The 20,280-nt window shown below is 74.5% G+C and carries 21 protein-coding genes; 4 read left to right on the top strand and 17 right to left on the bottom strand.

Going from position 1 to position 20,280, the window contains the following annotated elements; all coding sequences use genetic code 11:
- Positions 1–117 precede the first annotated feature (117 nt).
- From EFE23_RS18195 to EFE23_RS18185, 3 genes are all read right to left on the bottom strand, one after another.
- The gene (locus tag EFE23_RS18195; RefSeq protein ID WP_233601048.1) at positions 118–1,560 is read right to left on the bottom strand and encodes an FAD-binding oxidoreductase; all 1,443 of its coding nucleotides are present in this window, start codon (positions 1,558–1,560) and stop codon (positions 118–120) included.
- A 92-nt stretch (positions 1,561–1,652) separates the two neighbouring features.
- Complete coding sequence (locus EFE23_RS18190) at positions 1,653–2,147, bottom strand: cupin domain-containing protein (RefSeq protein WP_123242138.1); 495 nt, start codon at positions 2,145–2,147, stop codon at positions 1,653–1,655.
- Positions 2,148–2,254: 107 nt separating this feature from the next.
- Positions 2,255–2,734 (bottom strand): RrF2 family transcriptional regulator, encoded by a 480-nt coding sequence (locus tag EFE23_RS18185; RefSeq protein ID WP_199737126.1) that lies wholly within the window; start codon positions 2,732–2,734, stop codon positions 2,255–2,257.
- A gap of 96 nt (positions 2,735–2,830) precedes the next feature.
- Between EFE23_RS18185 and EFE23_RS18180 the strand changes: the two genes are divergently transcribed.
- Entirely contained in the window at positions 2,831–4,939 is a 2,109-nt protein-coding gene (locus EFE23_RS18180) for a S9 family peptidase (RefSeq protein WP_123242136.1), read from the top strand.
- 52 nt (positions 4,940–4,991) lie between these two features.
- Here EFE23_RS18180 and EFE23_RS18175 read toward each other — a convergent pair whose 3' ends face one another.
- Positions 4,992–5,942 carry a threonine ammonia-lyase gene (locus EFE23_RS18175; RefSeq protein ID WP_123242135.1) on the bottom strand — a complete coding sequence of 317 codons (951 nt, stop codon included), beginning with the start codon at positions 5,940–5,942 and terminating at the stop codon, positions 4,992–4,994.
- A 282-nt stretch (positions 5,943–6,224) separates the two neighbouring features.
- Between EFE23_RS18175 and EFE23_RS18170 the strand changes: the two genes are divergently transcribed.
- Entirely contained in the window at positions 6,225–6,449 is a 225-nt protein-coding gene (locus EFE23_RS18170) for a hypothetical protein (protein ID WP_123242134.1), read from the top strand.
- Between the two features lie 263 nt (positions 6,450–6,712).
- On the opposite strand, the gene EFE23_RS18165 is transcribed toward EFE23_RS18170, so the two are convergent.
- The 6 genes from EFE23_RS18165 to EFE23_RS18140 form a co-directional block, all read right to left on the bottom strand.
- Positions 6,713–8,833 (bottom strand): bifunctional polysaccharide deacetylase/glycosyltransferase family 2 protein, encoded by a 2,121-nt coding sequence (locus EFE23_RS18165; RefSeq protein WP_123242133.1) that lies wholly within the window; start codon positions 8,831–8,833, stop codon positions 6,713–6,715.
- 2 nt (positions 8,834–8,835) lie between these two features.
- On the bottom strand, positions 8,836–9,264 hold the full coding sequence (locus EFE23_RS18160; protein ID WP_148058476.1) for a hypothetical protein: 429 nt from the start codon (positions 9,262–9,264) through the stop codon (positions 8,836–8,838).
- Positions 9,265–9,310: 46 nt separating this feature from the next.
- Positions 9,311–10,825, bottom strand: coding sequence for an FtsX-like permease family protein (locus EFE23_RS18155; protein WP_123242131.1), 1,515 nt, complete (start codon positions 10,823–10,825; stop codon positions 9,311–9,313).
- Positions 10,822–11,523, bottom strand: coding sequence for an ABC transporter ATP-binding protein (locus EFE23_RS18150; protein WP_123242130.1), 702 nt, complete (start codon positions 11,521–11,523; stop codon positions 10,822–10,824). Before EFE23_RS18150 ends, EFE23_RS18155 begins: the two co-directional genes overlap by 4 nt.
- Positions 11,520–12,056, bottom strand: a complete 537-nt coding sequence (locus EFE23_RS18145) for a PadR family transcriptional regulator (RefSeq protein WP_123242153.1) — start codon at positions 12,054–12,056, stop codon at positions 11,520–11,522. Before EFE23_RS18145 ends, EFE23_RS18150 begins: the two co-directional genes overlap by 4 nt.
- Positions 12,057–12,134: 78 nt before the next feature.
- Entirely contained in the window at positions 12,135–12,701 is a 567-nt protein-coding gene (locus EFE23_RS18140) for a TIGR03086 family metal-binding protein (protein ID WP_123242129.1), read from the bottom strand.
- A 31-nt stretch (positions 12,702–12,732) separates the two neighbouring features.
- Here EFE23_RS18140 and EFE23_RS18135 point away from each other — a divergent pair, with 31 nt between their 5' ends.
- Positions 12,733–13,554 (top strand): helix-turn-helix domain-containing protein, encoded by an 822-nt coding sequence (locus EFE23_RS18135; protein WP_123242128.1) that lies wholly within the window; start codon positions 12,733–12,735, stop codon positions 13,552–13,554.
- Positions 13,555–13,586: 32 nt separating this feature from the next.
- On the opposite strand, the gene EFE23_RS18130 is transcribed toward EFE23_RS18135, so the two are convergent.
- The 6 genes from EFE23_RS18130 to EFE23_RS18105 are packed head-to-tail and all read right to left on the bottom strand — an operon-like array spanning position 13,587 to position 19,173.
- Positions 13,587–15,125: a SpoIIE family protein phosphatase gene (locus EFE23_RS18130; protein ID WP_123242127.1), complete on the bottom strand. Its 1,539-nt coding sequence runs from the start codon at positions 15,123–15,125 to the stop codon at positions 13,587–13,589.
- Positions 15,126–15,127: 2 nt separating this feature from the next.
- Entirely contained in the window at positions 15,128–16,480 is a 1,353-nt protein-coding gene (locus EFE23_RS18125) for an ATP-binding protein (protein ID WP_123242126.1), read from the bottom strand.
- Positions 16,477–17,490 carry a SpoIIE family protein phosphatase gene (locus tag EFE23_RS18120; protein ID WP_123242152.1) on the bottom strand — a complete coding sequence of 338 codons (1,014 nt, stop codon included), beginning with the start codon at positions 17,488–17,490 and terminating at the stop codon, positions 16,477–16,479. The genes EFE23_RS18125 and EFE23_RS18120 overlap by 4 nt, the downstream gene beginning before the upstream one ends.
- Positions 17,487–17,906, bottom strand: a complete 420-nt coding sequence (locus EFE23_RS18115) for an ATP-binding protein (protein ID WP_123242125.1) — start codon at positions 17,904–17,906, stop codon at positions 17,487–17,489. Before EFE23_RS18115 ends, EFE23_RS18120 begins: the two co-directional genes overlap by 4 nt.
- A complete protein-coding gene (locus tag EFE23_RS18110; protein WP_123242124.1) occupies positions 17,903–18,313 on the bottom strand; it encodes an STAS domain-containing protein in 411 nt (136 codons plus the stop codon). Before EFE23_RS18110 ends, EFE23_RS18115 begins: the two co-directional genes overlap by 4 nt.
- Complete coding sequence (locus EFE23_RS18105; protein ID WP_123242123.1) at positions 18,313–19,173, bottom strand: STAS domain-containing protein; 861 nt, start codon at positions 19,171–19,173, stop codon at positions 18,313–18,315. The genes EFE23_RS18110 and EFE23_RS18105 overlap by 1 nt, the downstream gene beginning before the upstream one ends.
- A 162-nt stretch (positions 19,174–19,335) precedes the next feature.
- Between EFE23_RS18105 and EFE23_RS18100 the strand changes: the two genes are divergently transcribed.
- Positions 19,336–19,692 (top strand): STAS domain-containing protein, encoded by a 357-nt coding sequence (locus EFE23_RS18100; RefSeq protein WP_109947682.1) that lies wholly within the window; start codon positions 19,336–19,338, stop codon positions 19,690–19,692.
- Positions 19,693–19,702: 10 nt separating this feature from the next.
- On the opposite strand, the gene EFE23_RS18095 is transcribed toward EFE23_RS18100, so the two are convergent.
- The coding region (locus EFE23_RS18095) for an MFS transporter (protein WP_148058475.1) at positions 19,703–20,280 on the bottom strand (578 nt) is incomplete at its 5' end.

Raw genomic sequence — 20,280 nt, 5'->3', positions numbered from 1 at the left:
CACCCCGACCCTCCGTCGATCATGAGGTTAGCGGTGCAGAATATCCGGTTCGTCACCGCTAACCTCATGATCAACCGGGCCTCGGGCGGGTGGGGGTGGGGCAGGGTGGGGTGGGGGTTAGAGGCCGCCGGGGAGGCGGCCGGGGGCTAGGCGGTGGCTCGGGTCGAGGTGGGCCTTGACGGCGCGGAGGCGGGACAGGGTGGGCAGCTCGCCCCACAGGTCCACCGCCCGGCGGATCGCACCGGGCGCGGAGACCACCACGCACCGGCCCTGCCGGGCCAGCAGGACGCCACGAACGGCGGACAGGATCGAGGCCACCCGCTCCGGCGGCAGCGTGCCGGGCAGCGCGGCGTGCACCGTGCCGACCCCGGCGGAACCCCGGACCGGCACCGGCCCGCCGGCCGCGTCGCGCAGCGCGTAGACGGCCGCGTGCAGGTCGTTGATGGGCACCTCGATCCGCAGCGCGGTGTCCCCGGGGGCGAACGGGTAGCGCCCCCACCACTCCGGCGCGGCGTGGCTGACCACCGCCTCGTCGCCGAGCACCTCGACCAGCCGGTCCGCCCGCTCCGCCACCTGCGCCGGGCCGCCCTCGAGGAGCACCACCAGGCTGCCCGCCGCCGCCGGCCGGGTCGACCGCCCGGTCAGCGCCGGATGGTCGGGTCGCCCGACGACGGAGGGGTGGAACGGGCTCACCCGGCGGCGCGGCAGCGGCACCGGCACCGGCAGGTCCAGCTCGACGGCCGCCGGGTCCAGCCCGGCGCCGAGCACCGCGCGGACCAGGTCGTGCACCTCGAGCGGAGTCCAGACCGGGCGGGACACCCAGACCCGGCTGGCCGGCACCGCCTGCACCCGCAGGGTGGCCGAGACCAGCACCCCGAGGCCGCCCTGCGAGCCGCAGAGCAGCCGCGCCAGGTCCAGCCCCGGCAGCTCGCCGCGGCCGAAGAGGGCCGCCGCGCCCGGATGTGCGACGCCGCTCCGGGCCGGTGCCGCCCTGCCGAGCGGCGCGGTGCCGGCCTCGCCCAGGCTGACCAGCTCACCCTCGGCGTCCAGGTAGCGCACCCCGACGAGCTGGGCGCACGGGGTCCCGTGCCGGTGCCGGAGCGGGCCCGCCTCGTCGGCGGCGAGCACCCCGCCCAGGGTCGCCCCCGGGGAGGGCGCGTCGACGGGCAGCCGGCGGCCGGTGCGCTCCAGGGCCGCCTGCACCGCCCGCAGCGGGGTGCCGGCCCCCACCTCGGCCAGCGCCGAGCCCTGCGCCTCGTGCCAGACCCCGGCGAGCCGGCCCGTGTCGAGCATGATGTCGACCTGCTCCGGCGCGGCACCCCAGTCGATCTTGGTGCCGGCGCCGCGTGGCACCACGGTCAGGCCGTGCGCGGCGGCCAGCCGCAGCACCTCGGCGGCGGCGCGCGGCCCACCCGGCACCGCCACCCAGCGGGCCGTCCGCCCGGCCACCTCGTCCGCCGCGCCGGCGAAGCGGGCGAACGGCGGGCCGCAGATCTCCGCCAGTCGTCGGGTTATCTCAAGGGCTCCGGGTCGATCGGTGGAACTCGCTGCAGCCGCCATGGCGGTTATCGTACACATGTTCGAAAGGGCGGGGTGCCGGATTGCCGACGCCGCCTCCTCCGGGGGCGGCGGAGGCGGCGTCGCCCGGCGGGTCAGCCCGCGGCGCGGGCCCGCCAGACCGGGCTGTCGTGGTAGTGGTTGTCGAATTCCACGGAGCTGGCGGCGATCTCGGCGGGGTCGGCCTGGCCCCGGTAGACCCGCTCCAGCAGCCGGTAGTAGTCGAAGCGGGCGAGACCCGGCGTGAAGGTCACCAGGATGTCGGCCTCCGCGCCCGGAGCCGGCGCGAAGGCGTGCGGCAGACGCGGCGGTACGACCAGCAGATCCCCCCGGTGCAGGGTGAGGATCCGCTCCCCGGCGAGCACCTGGAGGACCCCGTCGAGGACGAAGAAGCTCTCGGTGGCGCGGGTGTGGTGGTGCGGCGGCGCCCCGGGCGAGCCCACCCGCAGGTGGGACCGGTTGACGGTGAGGGCGCCGCCGGTGCGGTCGGCATCGGCGAGCAGGGTGATGAGGCTGGTGGGGCCGTCCTGGAGCACCTCCGCCTCGGCGGCGGTGACGAGGACGGGCGACTGGGGCGTGGTGGCGTGCATCGTTCCTCCTGATGGATCGGCTCCGGCGAGTGCCGGGAGCTGTAACTGGATAAAAGATGTCCAGAATTGAGGTCGGAAAAAGGCCTTCCCCGGGCATCCGCGGCCGGTCAGCCGAGAAGTGCGGCGAACCGTTCCCGGGTGTTCCGCGGCGTGTCCGGGTAACGCGTCTCGACCTCGGCCCTGATGTCGGCCAGGCTGCGGCCGGCGAGCTCCCGGCGCCAGGCGAGCTCGGCGTGCCGCATCGCCCCGGCGATGACGCAGGCGTGCCGGTAGTCGACGTCCGGCCGACCGCCGGGCCCCTCCCGCAGGATCTGGTCGCAGGGAAACGCCTCGCCCGACCCCTCGATCGCCGTGACGACGTCGAGCAGGCTGATCGCCTCCGGCCGGCGGGCCAATCGGAAACCGCCGCGGGGCCCCGGCGTGGACGACAGGATGCCGGCCCGCACCAGGGCCTGCAGGTGCTTGTTGAGGTACGCGGGCGGCAGCGCGTAGAACTTCGCCAGCGCCGCGGTGGGAACGGCCTGCCCGGACTCCACATAGGTGAGGTTGAGGCAGGTGTGCAGCGCCCACTCGACACCTTGGCTCATCCGCATATTCTGGATAATACACATCCAGATTAGGTGACGCCAGCACTTCGTACCGGCGTCCGGAATCCGCGCCCGCCGGGCCGGTAACGTGACGCCGTGACCACCGAGACCCCCGGGCCGTCGCCCGTACCCGTCGCCCGGCGCGTGCCCAGCGAGCGCACCCACCACGGCGACACGGTCGTCGACGAGTACGCCTGGCTCGCCGCCAAGGACGACCCGGCGACGATCGCCTACCTGACCGCGGAGAACGCGTACACCACGGCGCGCACCGCGCACCTGGAGCAACTGCGCGCGACCCTGTTCGAGGAGACCCGCCGGCGTACCCAGGAAACCGACCTGTCGGTGCCCACCCGCAAGGACGGCTACTGGTACTACACCCGCACGGTGGAGGGGCAGCAGTACGGCGTGCACTGCCGGCGGGCCGTCCACGACGGCGAGACCGCACCCCCGGTCAGCGCCGACGGCGCCCCGCTCGACGGAGAGGAGGTGCTGCTCGACGGCAACCAGCTCGCCGAGGGGCACGACTTCTTCGCGCTCGGCGCGTTCGACGTCAGCCCGGACGGGCGCTGGCTGGCCTACTCCACCGACTTCTCCGGCGACGAGCGGTTCACCCTGCGGATCAAGGACCTGTCCACCGGCGAGGTGCTGCCCGACGAGATCCCGGACACCTTCTACGGCACCGCCTGGTCGAGCGACGCCTCCACGCTCTTCTACGTCACGGTGGACGACGCGTGGCGGCCGAACCGGGTCTGGCGGCACGCCGTGGGCACCCCGTCGAGCGAGGACGTGGTGGTCCACCAGGAGGACGACGAGCGGTTCTGGGTGGGCGTCGAGCTGACCCGCTCGGAGCGGTTCGTGGTCATCGACAGCCACAGCAAGATCACCAGCGAGGTGCGGGTGATCCCGGCCGCCAACCCCACCGGCGAGCCGGCCATCGTCGCCCCCCGCCGGCAGGGCGTCGAGTACGCGGTCGAGCACCACGGACACCGGTTCCTGATCCTGCACAACGACGGCGCGGAGGACTTCGCGCTGGCGTACACCTCGGCCGACGCGCCCGGCGACTGGACCCCGTTGATCCCGCACACCCCGGGCACCCGGCTGGAGGCCGTCGACGCGTTCGAGAACCACCTGGTCGTCTCGCTGCGCAGCAACGGGCTGACCGGCCTGCGGGTGCTGCCGATCGGCGGCGGCGATGCGTACGACATCGACTTCCCCGAGCCGCTCTACAGCGTCGGGCTGGACGCCAACCCGGAGTACCACACCAGCGAGGTGCGGCTGCGCTACACCTCGCTGGTCACCCCGGACTCGGTGTACGACTACGACCTGGTCACCCGGCAGCTGGTGCTGCGCCGGCGCAAGCCGGTCCGGCCGGGACCGGACGGGCGGGCGTACGACCCGGCCGACTACGAGCAGCACCGGGACTGGGCGCTCGCCGACGACGGCACCCGGGTGCCCATCTCGCTGGTCTGCCGGAAGGACACCCCGCGCGACGGCTCCGCCCCCTGCGTCATCTACGGCTACGGCTCGTACGAGGCGAGCATGGACCCGTGGTTCTCCATCGCCCGGCTCAGCCTGCTCGACCGGGGCGTCATCTTCGCCGTCGCGCACATCCGCGGCGGAGGTGAGCTGGGCCGGCGCTGGTACGACGAGGGCAAGCTGCTGGCCAAGAAGAACACCTTCACCGACTTCGTGGCCTGCGCCCGGCACCTGGTCAAGGCCGGCTGGACGGCGAGCGACCGGCTGGTCGCAAGGGGCGCCTCGGCCGGCGGCCTGCTGATGGGCGCGGTGGCCAACCTCGCCCCGGACGCCTTCGCCGGGATCGTCGCGCAGGTGCCCTTCGTGGACGCGCTCACCTCGATCCTCGACCCGTCCCTGCCGCTCACCGTCACCGAGTGGGAGGAGTGGGGCAACCCCCTCGACGACCCCGAGGTGTACGCGTACATGAAGTCGTACACCCCGTACGAGAATGTGGCCGCGGTCGACTACCCGGCCATCCTGGCGGTGACCAGCCTCAACGACACCCGGGTGCTCTACCACGAGCCGGCCAAGTGGATCGCCCGGCTGCGGGCGGTCGCGCCGCAGGGCGACTACCTGCTCAAGACCGAGATGGGCGCCGGGCACGGCGGCCCCAGCGGCCGGTACGACGCGTGGCGCGAGGAGGCGTTCATCAACGCCTGGATCCTGGACCGCCTCGGCCGCGCCTGAGGTGCAAGGAAGGGGCCCCTGTTAACGCCTCGCGTATAACAGGGGCCCCCTCCTAACCGCCGGAGGCGAGCGCCGACGCCAACACCGCCGGGTCGACGTTGCCGCCGGTCACCACCGCGACGGTCCGGCCCGGCGGCAGCTCGTCGCGGTGGAACAGGCGGGCCGCCAGCGCCACCGCGCCGCTCGGCTCGACCACCAGCCGGGCCTCCCGCACCAGCCGGGTCAGCGCCGCGGCGATCTCCTCCTCGCTGACCGTGACGATCCGGTCCAGCCGTTCCCGCAGGTGGGCGAAGGTCAGTGCGGACAGGTTGGTGCGCAGCCCGTCCGCGCTGGTGCGGTAGGTCCGGTCGACGTCCCAGACCACCACCTCCCCGGCGGCGAGGGAGTCCCGCGCGTCGGCGGCCAGCTCCGGCTCGACCCCGATCACGGCCGCCGACGGGCGCAGCGCCCGCACCGCCGTGGCCACCCCGGACGAGAGCCCGCCGCCACCGACCGGCACCAGTACGACGTCCACCTCGGGCAGGTCGGCGACGATCTCCAGCCCGATGGTGCCCTGCCCGGCGATGATCCGCGGGTGGTCGAAGGGCGGCACCAGCGCGGCCCCGGTGGCGGCCACGATCCGCTCCGCCTCGACCAGCCGGTGGGCCGGCGGCACCAGCCGTACCTCCGCGCCCAGCGCCCGGATCCGATCCACCTTCACCCGTGGCGCGCCCTCGGGGACGACCACCGTGCACGGCACGCCGAACGCCCGGGCCGCGTACGCGAGGGCCTGCCCGTGATTGCCCGAGGAGTGGGTCACCACGCCCCGGGACCGGGCGGCCGGGTCGAGCCGGGCCACCGCGTGCGTCGCCCCGCGCAGCTTGAACGACCCCACCGGTTGCAGGTTCTCCGGCTTGAGCCACAGCTCGTCGTCCCAGAGCGTCGGCAGCAGCGGGGTACGCACCGCCGTCCCGGCGATGTCGTCGGCGGCGATCCGGACGTCGGCGATCGAGACCAGCTCCATCGCCCCATCCTGCCCGGCCCGCACCCACCTCGCCGCCTCGGACGCAGGCGGGCCGGGCCAAGGGCGGGCCGGGCGGCAGGCGCACCCGGCCGCCGGGCAGGGTCGTGGGGCGGGGCCACCGGGCGGGGCCGCCGCGGGCGGGGCGGCTGCGGGGGCGGGGCCGCGGCCGGAGGACCGCGCCCTGGTCACGCTCGATCGTGGAAACAGTCCGCTCGCCGTACAGGTGGCCACCACATCCACGATCGAGCGCGATATCGCCGGGGCGGCCCTAGACTCCGGCGGATGAGCGAGGACGACCGGGCGGACGCGGCCGGGGCGGACGGAGCGGACGCGGACGCGGCCGGGGCGGAGGCTCGACCGGGGTCCGAGACCGGAGCGGGGGCGGCGCGGCGTGGGCCGACCTGGGTGATCCTCGGGGTGGTCGCCGCCGCCCTGGTCGTCTGCTGCTGCTCGGCCGTCCTCGGTCTCGGCCTGTCCTGGTCCGCTGGCCTCTTCGACGGCCGCTGACCCCTGGTCCGGAGCCGCGACATGCGGCAACTCGGGTCTCTCCCGACCCGGCAAGCCCCGGCATGCGGCAACCCCGGGCCTACCCAGCCCGGCAAACCCCGGCACGTGGCAACCCGGCCCGGCAAACCCCGACGTGCGGCAAGCCGGCCCGGCAAACCCCGACGTGCGGCAAGCCAGCCCGGCAAACCCCGACGTGCGGCAAGCCGGCCCGGCAAACCCCGGCACGCGGCAACCCGCCGCGCGGACCGGGCGATGGCGCGGGGTCAGCGCACGGGGCCGGCGCCGACCAGGGCGGCGGCCTCACCGGTGCGGGCCATCCGCTGCCAGCGCAGCCGGTTGCCGACCACCGCGGTGACCACCGACTGCACCACCACCAGGTACATCATCTGCCGGTAGACGAGCTGCTGGAACGGTAGCGCCCACAGCGGGCCGTACCGTTCCCGGTCGAGCCGCAGCGCGTACGCGGCGGTGAAGCCCTGCAGCAGGAGCAGCCCCACCCAGGCCAGCACGAGCGACGACCACGGCAGGAAGAGCAGCCCGTAGACGGCGAAGACGTCGACGGCGGGCGCGGCCAGCGGCAGCACGAGCTGGAACACGGTCAGGTACGGCAGGCCCCGCCGGCCCAGCTTCCCGCCCGCCCCCGGCTCGCCCAGCGCGTGCCGGTGCTTCCACATCGCCTGCATCGTGCCGTAGCACCAGCGGTACCGCTGCCGCCAGAGCTGGCGCAGCGACGACGGCGCCTCGGTCCACGCGATGGCGCCCTCCTCGTACACCACCCGCCAGCCGGCCCGGAGCACCTTCATGGTCAGGTCGGTGTCCTCGGCGAGGGTGTCGGCGGGTACGCCCCCGACGGCAAACAGCACCTCGCGGCGGAACGCGCCGATCGCGCCGGGGATGGTCGGCATGCATTCGAGCACGTCGTACATCCGGCGGTCGAGGTTGAAGCCGATCACGTACTCCAGGTGCTGCCACCTGCCCAGCAGGCCGCGCCGGTTGGCCACCTTGGTGTTGCCGCTGATCGCGCCGACGGTCGGGTCGGCGAAGCCCTGAACCAGCCGGTACACGGTGTCCGGCTGGAAGACGGTGTCCCCGTCGACGAGCACCAGCAGGCCGGCGCGGGCGGCGCGGATGCCGGTGTTCAGCGCCGCCGGCTTGCCGGCGTTGGCCTGCCGGATGACGCGTACCCCGCGTAGGCCCATCCGCTCGACGATGTCGGCGGTGCCGTCGCTGGAACCGTCGTCGACCACGATCACCTCCAGCGCCGGGTAGGCGCTGGCGACCAGGGAGCGCACGGTCGCCGCGATGTTGGCGGCCTCGTTGTACGCCGGCACGATCACCGAGACCGGCGCGGTCACCTCGGGCCGGCGGCGCCGGGGCCGGCGGACCCGGCGGACGTGCAGCTGGGCGCAGCACACCTGCACCAGGAGGCGCGCCACGCCGAGCACCAGGGCCACGCCGAGCAGCAGGTTCATCGCTGAACCCAGCCAGCCGGCGCCGGTCTGCGCCCAGCGCAGCACCGTCCCGCTCAACCGGGCGCCGTCGCCGGCCGGGAGCATCGAGGCGGGTGCCGCGATCCCCTCCGACACGGTGGTGAAGCGGTATCCGTCGCGGCCGAGCCGGGACAGCAGCTGCTCCAGCGCGGCCACGGTCTGGCTGCGGTCCCCGCCGCCGTCGTGCATGAGCACCACCGCGCCGGCGCCGCCCTGCGGGGTGGCCGCCCGGACGATGGCCGGTACGCCGGGACGCTCCCAGTCCCTGGCGTCGCGGTCGGCGAGCACCGCCACGTGGCCGCTGCCGGCGGCGGCGCGCAGCGCCCGGTACTGCGGTCCGGTCAGCGAGGCGGTGGTCGACGAGTACGGGAGCCGGAGCAGGGTCACCTGGCGGCCGGTCACCCCGGCGATCGCGTTGCGGGTCCAGGACAGCTCGGCGGTGGCCCGCCAGGCCGGCACGGAGCCCAGGTCGGCGTGGGTGAAGGTGTGCGAGCCGATCTCGTGCCCCTCGGCGAGGATCCGCCGGACCAGTTCGGGGTGCGCGTCGACCCGGGAGCCGACCACGAAGAAGGTGGCGTGTGCGTGGTGCCGGCGGAGCACGTCGAGGATCTGCGGGGTCCAGCGCGGGTCCGGTCCGTCGTCGAAGGTCAGCGCCACGGTGCGGGACGGCAGCCGCCGGGCGACGGGCGTCGGGCCGTCCAGCCGCAGCACCGGGCCGCCGCCGGTGATCTGCTCGGGCACCCCGGACTGGGCGTTCGCCGCCGACGGGCCGGAGCCGCCGCCGACGTTGGTGGCGAGACCGTTCAGGCTCAATGCTCCGAGCAGCACGAGCAGGCCCAGCACGAGGAGAATCCAGTGGGCCCGGGGATCGGGGCGGGCGACGTGTCGCGCCATGATCAGGGCTTGCCCGGGGTCCTGCTCGGCTTGGCGGAGCTGCGGTGCTCGTCGCCCTGGCCCGGCACGCTGGCGGACGGCTGCGGGGCGGGCGCCGTGCTGGCCCGGGTGGCGGCCGGACGGGTGGCGGTCGGCGCGGACGACGGCCGGGAGGACGTCGTGGCGGTCGCCGGGTCGGGCCGCCGGCTCGGGCTGGTCGCCGGCCGGGGGTTGCCGGGTGCGTCGACCCCGGCCTCGATCGGCGGGTGGACCTTGGTCTCCGACCAGCCGGGGATCGGCACTGCGGAGTCGAAGAAGAGCCCGGCCAGGATCAGGCCGAGACTGGTGAGCAGCCCGAGGCCCATCGCCGTGCCGGCGATCACGGTGAGCCGACGCCGCCGGCCGGTCCGGTCGACGAACACCGGCGGCGCCACGCCGCGCTGCTTCTGCATGCTGACCTCCCGGCCCAACAGCGCCGGGCCCGGCCGCCGCGTCACATCAGGTGGTCCGCAGCTCCTCGACCGTCGCACCGGCCCGCAGGAAGAGCAGGCCGACGCCGACCGTCAGCAGCACCGCGGCCAGGCCGCCGGCCGCGAACCAGGCGAGGTGCTCCCACGGTACGTCCGGCGGCACGGTCACCTTGGGCACCCACTCGGTCCGGGTGTGCTGCGCCCGGGTCAGCGGGTCGCCGCAGAGCTGCCGTCCGGCGTCGCAGATCTCCTCCGGGTAGCCCCCGCCGCTCGGCGCCGGGTACACGCCCCGGACGAGCAGGTAGCCGACGGCCAGCGCGAGGCCGATGGCGGGCACCGCCGGAGCGAGCGACTGCCAGAGCAGGGAGCGGCCGATCGTGGCCCGCGGCACCCCCGTCGCCACCAGCGCCGCGTACGCCCGCCGCCGGGCGGTGATCCCCTCCACCACGGCGACCAGCAGACCGCCGGCCGCGATCGCCATCGCCACCGCGACCGTCAGGTCGACCAGGTCCATCGCTCGCAGGTAGAAAGCGTCGGAAGCACCCATCCCGCCGCCGATCCGGCGATGCAGCTCGATCGTGGCCAGGAAGTCGGCGCGGATCCCGGCCGCGCCCGCGCCGAAGATGAGCGCCGCCAGCAGCGCCGCGAACGTCCGGCTGCCCGCCCACGGGTCGGCGGTGAGCCGGCGCGCGGCGAGCAGCGCGGCCGGCCGGCGGGCGTACCGGTGCAGGAGTCGGCCGGTGGTGTGCGAGATCCAGCCGGTGCCGGCGACCACGCCCACCATGGCGGCCAGGCTGCCGACGATCAGCAGCGCCGGCAGCAGCCAGAGCGGCGGTTCTGCGTGTCGGCGCTCGTACCAGAGCCCCACCGGCCGGAAGGCGGCGAACATGGCCAGCCCGACGAGGATCAGCAGGCCGGGCCACGGCCAGGGCGCCCGGGCCCGCGCCCGGCGGACCACGCCGAACGGGGTGGTGGTCACCCGGCGCAGCAGCAGGGCGCTGACCAGAGCGGCGGCCAGCGGCAACCCGATCACCACCGCCGCGACCGCCGCCGGGGCCGGCTGGACGTCGGTCGGCAGCGCCAGTCGACCGTCCGGGCCGGGCCGGTGCAGCAACCGGCGGCCGATCAGGTGCACGGCGAGGCCGGCGAGGGTGCCGAGCAGGCTGGCCAACCCGGTCTCCAGGGCGGCGATCCGGGTGACCTCGCCGGGCGTGGCCCCGGCCAGCCGCAGCGCGGCGAGCCGCCGGTCCCGGGCGGGCGCTCCCAGCCGGGCGCACTGGCCGGCCAGCCCGAGCACCGGGACCATGAGCATCAGCAGCGCGAACGCGACACCGGGGCGTAGGCCCGGCTCCCGCAGCAGGGCGTTGGTGTACTGGACGGACTCGGCCCGGGCGTCCCCGGGCGGCTTGACCACCGCCAGCACGGTCAGCGCGGCCAGCCCGGAGAGGGTGGCGAGGGTGGCGCTCAGCGCGGTCAGAGCCACCCGGGCGCCGTCCGTACGGGTGCCGGCCAGGGCGAGCCGGAGCAGGGCGGCCGGCCTCACCGGTGACCGCCGGGCAGCGACGCGTCGAGGCCGAGGCCCGAGTGGTCGACGACCCCGTCGCGCAGCATCACCTCGCGGTCGGCGTACCCGGCGACCCGCGGTTCGTGGGTGACCAGCACGACGGTGGTGTGCTGGTCCCGGGCGAGCCGGACCAGGTGGGTGAGCACCTGCTCGCCGGCGAGGGTGTCCAGCGCGCCGGTCGGCTCGTCGGCGAAGAGCACCCGGGGCTCGGTGACCAGGGCCCGGGCGGTGGCGCACCGCTGCTGCTGCCCGCCGGACATCTCACCCGGCCGGACGTCGGCCACCTCGGCCACGCCCAGCCGCTCCAGCCAGGTGAGCGCCGCCGTCCGCGCCTCTCGCCGCCCCGTGCCGGCGAGGAGCAGCGGCAGAGCGACGTTCTCCGCCGCGGTCAGCTCGGCGACCAGCTGGCCGAACTGGAAGAGCACGCCGAACTCGGTACGCCGCAGCCGGGACCGGGCGGCCTCCGACCACCCGTCGATCCGTTCGCCCCGCCAGGTGACCTGCCCGGCGTCGGGGCGCAGGATGCCGGCGAGGCAGTGCAGCAGGGTGGACCTGCCGCAGCCACTGGGTCCGGTGACGGCGACGATCTCGCCCTCCGCCACGTCGAGTGTCACGCCGCGCAGGGCGGGCGTCCGCCCGTACGCCCGGACCACGCCGCGCGCCTGCAGATACGTCACGAGTGCACCTCCCGGTGCCAGTCGGCGACCCGGTCCAGGGTGGTGTGCAGCCACCGCAGGTCGGCGTCGAGATGAGCGATGGCGAAGTCGGCCGCGAGCACGTCGTCGAGGCTGGCCGTGGGGGCGGTCTTCACCGCGGTCAGCTCCCGCAGCCGCGCGGTGTGCGCCCGGCGTTGGGCGATGAGGTAGTCACGGGCCCGGTCGACGTCGGCGACCAGCAGCGCGACCACCACCTTGGCGAACAGGGTGCTCGCCACGTACGGCATGGGCGGCTCGACGGTGGCGAGCCACCGGTCGAGCGCGTGGGGTCCCTCGCCGGTGAGCGCGTACGCCGTGCGGTCGGGCCCGCCGTCCCGCTCCTGCCCGGCCGGCGCCACGAGGCCGTCCCGGTGGAGCCGGGCGAGGGTGGCGTAGACCTGCCCGAACGCGAGCGGGCGGGCCCGGGGCAGCCGCTCGTCGTGGGCGCGCTTCAACTCGTACCCGTGGCGTGGGCCGGTCGCGAGCAGCCCGAGCAGGACGTGCGAGGTGGACACCCGGGTCACTATTCACTCAGCGAATAGCAGTGTCAAGAGCGGCCCGCGCGGCGCGGTGCCGCGCGGGCCGGGGTTGGTTCAGGGGGTCCAGCCGGGGTCCCGGCCGGTCCGGCCGAGCAGGTGGTCCAGCGGGGTGGCGTCCGACGTGGTGGGGACGGGCGCACCGAAGGCACCCATCTGCTGGCCGGTCTCGCCCATCCGGTCCATGAACCCGTGCCCCGCCGCCAGCACCGCCGGGTCGACCTCCAGCCGCTGCCCGGTGGCCCGGGCCAGGTCCCAGCCGTGCACGGTCAGGTCGATCAGGGCCATGTCGCCGACCGTCTCCTGCGGCAGGCCCATCCCCGGCGAGACCCCCTCCAGCGCCGCCGGATCCGACCACGCCTCGACCAGGCGTACGGTCTCCGCCGCGAAGCGGTCCCGCCAGCCCTCGGTCAGGTGGTCGGTCTTGGCCGACCAGTCCACCTCCCGCCGCCCGGCCAACGCCTGGAAGTTGACCACCACGTCGTAGACGTGGTTGAGCAGGTCGCGCACCGAGTAGTCGGGGCACGGGGTGGGCAGGTCGAGCTGGTCGTCGGAGATGCCGCGGACCACCGCCACCGTCCGGGGCGCGGCGACGGCCAGCAGCTCACTAGTCTTCGTGGTCATAGGGCCAGCGTATGAGGGCGGTCTTGAAGAAATGCGACACGAACCACGGCGGGACAGCCGGGGCATCCTCGACCCCGACCGGCTGCTGCGGCAGGTCCGTTTCCGGCGCCGGCTGCCCGACCCGGCGCTGCGCCCGTACGTCGAGCACTACTGGCTGATCGACTGGGCGCTGGACGAACCCTTCGACCAGCGGGTGGTGCCGCACCCGGCGGTCAACGTGGTGTTCCAGGCGCAGCGCGGCGAACCGGAGAGCGCCGAGATCGCGGGTGTCGGTCTGGAGTTGTTCACCGTCACCCTGCACGGCGTCGGCCGGGTCACCGGGGTGCAGTTCCGGCCCGGCGGCTTCCGCCCGTTCTGGCGCCGGTCGGTGGCCGAGCTGACCGGCCGGCGCCGCCCGCTGCCCGCCGGGCCCTTCGGCGCCGGGCCGTTCGCCGCCGGGCCGGTCTGCCCGGGCACCGACGACGACCGGTGCCGCCGGCTGGACGACCTGCTCACCGCCGGGCGGCCCGAGCCGGACCCGCTCGCCGCCGAGGCGACCGCGCTGGTCGAGGAGATCCGGGCCGACCGGAGCATCCTGCGGGTGGACGACTTCGCCCGCCGGCACGGCGTCTCCACCCGGCGGCTCCAGCGCCTCTTCACCGACCACGTGGGGGTCGGCCCCAAGTGGGTGATCCGGCGGTACCGGCTCCAGGAGGCGATCGAACAGGCCGCCGCCGGGCCGCTCGACTGGTCGCGGGTCGCCGCCGATCTCGGGTACGCCGACCAGGCCCACCTGGTCCGCGAGTTCACCGCGGTCGCCGGGGTCTCGCCCGCCGCGTACGCCCGCTCGCTGGCCAGCTCCGGCGGACGGTGACGCGACGGCGCGGCCGGAGGCCTCCCGGCGGCTCAGCGGCGGCGGACGGCGACCACCGCGACGTCGTCGTGGATCTGGGGCGGGGCCAACTCGACCAGCAGCCGCTGGCAGAACGTGTCCAGGTCGTCGTCCACCCGGCGGGTGACCACGCTCAGCGCGGCCAGCCCGTCGTCGATGGTGGTGTCTCGCCGCTCGATCAACCCGTCGGTGTAGAGGACCAGCGTGGCCCCGGCCGGCAGCACGAACTCCAGGTCCGGCGGCCGGGGGGCGCGCACCCCGAGCAGCGGCGCCGAGTGCTGCACGAACTCCACCCGCCCGTCCCGGCTGATCACGGGCGGCAGGTGACCCGCGCTGGCCAACCGGACCAGCCCGCTGCCGGGATGCAGCAACAGCAGGCAGAGGGTGGCCTGCTCGTTGGGGAGCAGGGTGCGCATCAGCTCGTTGACCCGGTCCAGGATCACCCCGGGCTGGTGCCCCTCCACCGCGTACGCCCGCACCGCGTGCCGCAGCTCGGCCATCACGGTGGCGGCGTGCAGCGAGTGGCCGGCCACGTCGCCGACCGCCACGAGCAGGTGCCCGTCGAGCATCACCAGCTCGTAGAAGTCGCCGCCCACCTCGGTCTGGGCGCTGGCCGGCTCGTACCGGACGGCCAGGTCCAGGCCGGCGACCTCGGGCAGCCGGCGGGGCAGCAGGCTGCGCTGGAGGGTGACCGCGATGCGGTGCTCCTCGTCGAAGGAGCGCTGCGCCTCCACCGCCGAGGCGACCGCCTGCGAGAGCTGCACCAGGACCGGCGTACGCACGGTCTGGGTGGCGGTCGGCACCACCACGTAGAGCGGGGCGCGATCCTCCCGCAACCGGGCGGCGGCGACGGTGACCGTGTCACCCGCCGGCCACTCGACCAGACCCCAGTTGCCGGGTTCGTCGACCCGGACCGTGGAGCCGATCGGCACCCCGGTGTCGTCCACCGACCACGTCACCACCTCCGGCACGGCGTCCGGCCCGACGCACACCCCGGCCAGGCAGTCCCCGTCGAAGGTCTCCGCGACCACCGCCGCCGGGCTCTTGAAGATCCGTGCGGCGCCGGACGCCGCGGCCTCCAGCAGCTCGACGAAGTTCGCCGCGGCGTGCATCTGCACGGTGGCGTCGGCCAGCGCGGTCAACCGCTCGGCGAGCAGTTCCGCCCGCCGCCGGGCCTGGTAGTAGCGGAGCACCGCGTGCGCGGTGGCGACCAGTTCCTCCGGCTCGATCGGCTCGGCCAGGTACGCGTCCGCGCCCCGGGTCAGCCCCTGCGCCCGGTCCCCGACGTCGATCGCGTGCGCGGAGACGTGGACGACCGGCGTCACCGGGTGGGCTTCCTTGATCCGCTCGCAGACCTCGAAGCCGCTCATGTCGGGCAGCCGGACGTCGAGCACGACCAGGTCGATGTGGTCGTGCTCGACCATGGCCAGTGCCTCGGTGCCGTTCTCCGCCTCGACGGTCCGGAACCCGGCCCGGGTCAGCCAGCTCACCAGGAGATACCGCTTGGTACGACTGTCATCGACCACCAGTACGGTCGCCGCGCCGCCCTCCACGGTCAGGCTCCGTCCAGCGGCAGGAGGACCGTGAAGGTGCTGCCCCGACCGGGTTCGCTGGTCAGCTCCAGCGTCCCGCCGAGCAGCGCCACCAGTCGCCGCGCGTACGGCAGGCCGAGCCCGGTGCCGCCGACCCGGGTCGTCCCGGGCACCTGGTAGAACTCCTCGAAGATCCGCTCCTGCAGCTCCGGCGGGATGCCGACGCCGGTGTCGGAAACCGACAGCGACCAGCGGTCGTCCCGGCGTTCGGCACGCAGCCGGACCTCGCCCCGCTCGGTGAACTTCAGGGCGTTGTGCAGCAGGTTGCGCAGCACCTGCGCGAGCAGCACCTCGTCGGAACGCAGCGTCGCCGGGGCGGGTGGCTCCTCCACCACCAGCTCGACCCCCGGCCGGGCGGCCAACGCCCGCAGGGTGCCCCGGAGCTGCCCGAAGAGGCCGCGCAGGTCCACCTCGGTCCGGTTCACCTCGATCCGGCCGGACTCGGCCTTGGCCAGATCGAGCAGCTCGTTGACCAGGTCGAGCAGGTCGGACGCGGAGGACCGGATCAGCCCGACCTGCCGGGCCTGCTCGGCGGTGAGCGGATCGGAGGCGGAATCGGCGAGCAGCCGGCCCAGCCCGATGATCGCGGTGACCGGGGCGCGCAGCTCGTGGCTGACGTTGGCCAGGAACCGGCTCTTCGACTCGCTGGCCGCCCGGAGCTGGGCGGACTTCTCGTCCAGCTCGGCGTAGAGGGCCACCACGCCGCGGTTGGTCTCCTCCAGCTCCTCGGTGAGCTGGTTGTAGAGCGCCATCACGCCCCGATTGGTCTCCTGGAGCTCCGAGTTGAGCACCTCCAGCTCGTCGCGCTGGCTGCGCACCTCGTCCAGGGCGGCGATGAGCTGGGCGTTCTGGGCAGCCAGCTCGTCCAGGGCGGTGCCGGGAGCGCTGCTCGCCAGCTCCGCGCGCAGCTCGGCGAGGCGCTCGGGCGGCAGCGCCTGCCCGTTCGCCGGGATACGTCGGGACATCCTCACGACCGTATCGCTCCCGTCCGGCACGACGCCCAGCATGTCCACCAGGCGCGCCACCGCACCGGACTGCGGCTCGTACCGGCCACCGGGCAGCGGGCGGACCGGCGCCAGGTCCACCCGGAGAACGGACCGGCCGGACGGCGGGTCGGTGACGAGCACGAACGTGACGTCTGCGCCGTCGACCGCGCGCAGCAGGTCCCGGGCCACCTCGCTGAGCGCGGTGGCGACGCGTACCTGGTCCTGGTGCTCCAGCCCGACCGCGGCGGCCACCTCACGCCCGCGCTGCCGGACCAGGAAGATGTCCTGCTCCACCCGGAGCGCCAACTGAAGCAGCCGCTCCCCGGTCATGACACCCCCCGGGCGACCAGGACGCAGGCGTCGTCCCGGCGGGTCCCGGCGTCCCGGAGCAGGACCGCCGCGGCCACCAGGGGGCTCCGCCCGGCCAGGCCGGGATAGTTGTCGAGGTCCCACCGGTCGACCACGCCGTCGCTGTGCATGACCAGCGTCGCACCGGGCGGGAACGGGTAGTCGTACTCGCGTACCGCGGGACGCTGGTGGCCGGCGATGCCGGGCAGGGAGACCAGGCCCCGCCGCCGCTCACCCGCCACCACGACCATGGCTGCGATGTTGCCCAGCCCCGCGTACCGGAGCAACCCCGCGGCCGCGTCCAGTTCGGCCACCGCCAGCGCGGCACCCCGGGTGTGCGAGATGGCGCGGTGCAGGTGCTGCACGACGCCCGCCGGCGGCCCGACCGGGGCGTCCCGGAACGCGGAGACCGCGGCCCCGGTGGCCGCCGCCGCCAGCGGCCCGTGGCCGAGGCCGTCGCAGACCAGCACCTGGTGCCGGCCGTCGACCACCCGGACCGCGTACCCGTCGCCGCTGACCTGCTCCCCGGTGATCGGCCGGGCCAGCCCGCCGGCCCAGTCCGGCCCGACGGGCGGCCCGTCCCACACCTGGACGGCCAGCACGGTGCCCCGTCCCGGCAGCGAGTAGCCGTCGAACCAGCTCGCCTGCCGGACGATCGCGCCGAGGCCGATGCCCAGGGTCCCGGTGGTGGAGTGCCCGTCGACGGAGGACAGGGCGAGGTCGGCCATGCCGGGGCCGGAGTCGATCACCACCAGTTCCACCCCGGCCCGGCCGCCGCGGCGTACCGGCCGGAGCAGGAGCGCACCCTCCTGGGCGTGCTTGACCAGATTGCTGGTCAGCTCGGCGGTGACGATGGCCAGGTCGGCGACCCGCTCGGGGCGGAGTCCGAGCTGCTGGCCGAGGCGCTCGGCGGCCCGGCGTACGCCGCTCGCCCCGCCCCCGTTCTCCATCCGGAACCAGAGGCCGTGGTCGGGGACCACGTCCCCGCTCATCGGGACCACTTGGTGACGGTGACCCGGGTGCCCTCGCCCACGCCGGTCCGGATGTCGAAGTCGTCGACCAGCCGGCGGGCGCCGCTCAGCCCGAGGCCGAGGCCGCCACCGGTGGTGTAGCCGTCGGTGAGGGCCAGGTCGAGATCGGGGATGCCGGGGCCCTGGTCGGTGAAGACGATCCGGATCCCGCGCCGGAGGCCGTCGTCGATCGTGGTCACCTCGGCGGCGCCGCCCCCGCCGTAGATCAGCGTGTTGCGGGCCAGCTCGCTGGCCGCGGTGACCAGCTTGGTCTGGTCGACCAGGGAGAGCTTGGCCGCGACCGCGGTGGTACGCACCAGCTGCCGCACCCGGACGACGTCCTCGTCGCTGCGGATCGCCTGGGTCGCCGGCATCCCCAGGTCGATGCCGGCGGTCATGACGTGGCCGTCGTCTCGGCGTCCTCGTCGCCGTCGGCCTCGTGCCACTCGTCGGCCCGGGCCGCCGCGATCAGCTCCATGCCGCGTTCCACGTTCAGCGCGGTACGGATGCCGTTGAGCGACAGGCCCAGCTCGACCAGGGTGATCGCGACGGCGGGACGCATGCCGACCACCACCGTCTCCGCGTCCAGCACCTTGGAGATGGACGCGATGGCGGAGAGCATCCGGCCGACGAACGAGTCGACGATGTCCAGCGCCGTGATGTCGATGATCACACCGTGGCTGCCGGTGGCGACGATCCGCTCGGCCAGGTCCTCCTGGAGCTGGACGGCCGTCTGGTCGGACATGTCCACCTGGATGGAGACCAGCAGGATGTCGCCGATCTTGAGGATCGGCACCCGCTCCATCAGGCCTCCCGACGAGCGCGGCGGGAGGTGGTCTCGACGCCGGTCAGCCGGAGCACGTGGCGCAGCGCGTCGGCCAGGCTCGCCTTGGTGGCGATGTCGCCGAACTCGATGCCCAGCGCCACGATGGTCTGCGCGATCTGCGGCCGGATGCCGGAGATGATGCAGTCGGCGCCCATCAGCCGGGCGGCCACCACGGTCTTGAGGATGTGCTGCGCGACCTGGGTGTCCACCGCCGGCACGCCGGTGATGTCGATGATCGCGTACGGCGAGCCGGTGTCGACCAGGGTCTGCAGCAGCCGCTCCATCACCACCTGGGCCCGCGCCGAGTCGAGGGTGCCGACCAGCGGGACGGCGACCACGCCCTCCCAGAGCTTCACCACCGGGGTGGAGAGCTCGAGGAGCTGCTCCGCCTGGTCGGCGATCAGGCTCTCCCGGGTGCGGACGTAGCTCTCGAAGGTGAACAGGCCCATCTGGTCGATCAGCGCGGAGAGCGCCAGGAAGTCGCGGAGGGTCGCCGCGTCCCGGTCCTGCTCGATCAGCTCGAGCAGGGCGTCCTTGATGGCGAAGACGCTGATCGCGGTCTCGGTGGCGCTGAAGCCCTGGCGGGCCCGCCCCCGGGACAGCTCGGAGAGCACCGCGCGCAGCTCGCCGCCGTGCTCGTCGGCGAGGTCGGTCAGCCCGCCGGCCAGCGCGTCGATCATGCTACGGTGCAGCTCGCGCACCTGCCGGGCGAGCTCCGCTTGACTGAGCCGACCGCGCAACGACGCCACGACGAGCCCCGTCCAGCGCTCGGTCAGCCGCTCGGCGTGCTCGGTCAGCAGTCGGCTGAGCCGGCTCCTCGATTCGGCGTCCAACGCCATGTTGACCTCCCTGAACTCTGGACTGGCGGACTCTATCACCGGAGGTCGGCGCGTTACTTGCCGCGCAGCAACGGCATGATCGGCCCCACCGGTGTCCGCTCCCGTTCTGCGTACCACCCGCTTCGTGGGATAACGTTCCCATCGAACACAGGAGGTCGGCGAATGTCCCTGACGGTGCACACGGAACAGCGCGGCGACGTGGTCGTCGTGTCGGTCGCGGGCGAGCTGGACATGGCGACGGCACCGCAGCTGCAGGACCAGATCACTGATCTGCTGGACAAGGGGCGCAACCGCCTCGTCTTCGACCTGGCGGACGTGTCGTTCTGCGACTCGACCGGGCTGTCGGTGTTCGTACGCGCCAAGAACAGCTGCGACGAGGCCGGTGGGGTGGTCCGGCTGGCCGCCCCGCAGCGCGGTGTCCTGCGCATCCTCGAGGTCAGCGGGCTGGTCGAGGTGCTGCACACGTACCCGACGGTGGAGCAGGCGGTCGCTGGCGACCCCACGCCGGCCTCCTCCTGACCGTCGCCCCTCAGCGCTCGTCCTCGATGTGGCGGGGACGGGCGATCACCATGCCCGCGGCCGTCTGCACGGCGAGCGCCCCCAGCAGGAAGCCGAGCGGAGCGGTCCAGCCCCCGGTCGCCTCGTAGAGGATGCCGACCAGCAGCGGCCCCAGCGCCGCGATGACGTACCCGGTGCTCTGCGCGAAGGCGGAGAGCGCGACCGTGCCCTCGGCGGTCCGGGCCCGCAGCCCGATCGCGGTCAGGATCAGCGGGAACGCGCCCTGGCCGACGGCCAGCAACAGCACCCAGAAGGGCGCCGGGCCGTGCGGCGCGACCGCCAGGCCGAGGTACGCGGCCGTGGAGAAGGCGGTCAGCGCGAGCACGAGCGGCCGCAGGGTGCGCAGCCGGCCGGCCAGGGTCGGCATCACCAGCGCCACCGGCACGCCCAGCGCGGTGACCCCGGCGAGCAGCAGGCCGGCCGCCTCGGCCGAGTAGCCGGCGTCCCGGAAGAGCTGGGCCAGCCACCCCATGATCGCGTACCCGCTGAGTGACTGCGCCCCGAAGTAGACCGCCATGGCCCAGCCGAGCCGGGTGCGGGCGGGGCGCA

It is taken from the genome of Micromonospora solifontis (assembly GCF_003725545.1).
GTDB lineage: Bacteria > Actinomycetota > Actinomycetes > Mycobacteriales > Micromonosporaceae > Micromonospora > Micromonospora solifontis.
The sequence above is the reverse complement of the archived record's forward strand: the minus strand, read 5'-3'. Positions and strand labels throughout refer to the sequence as shown.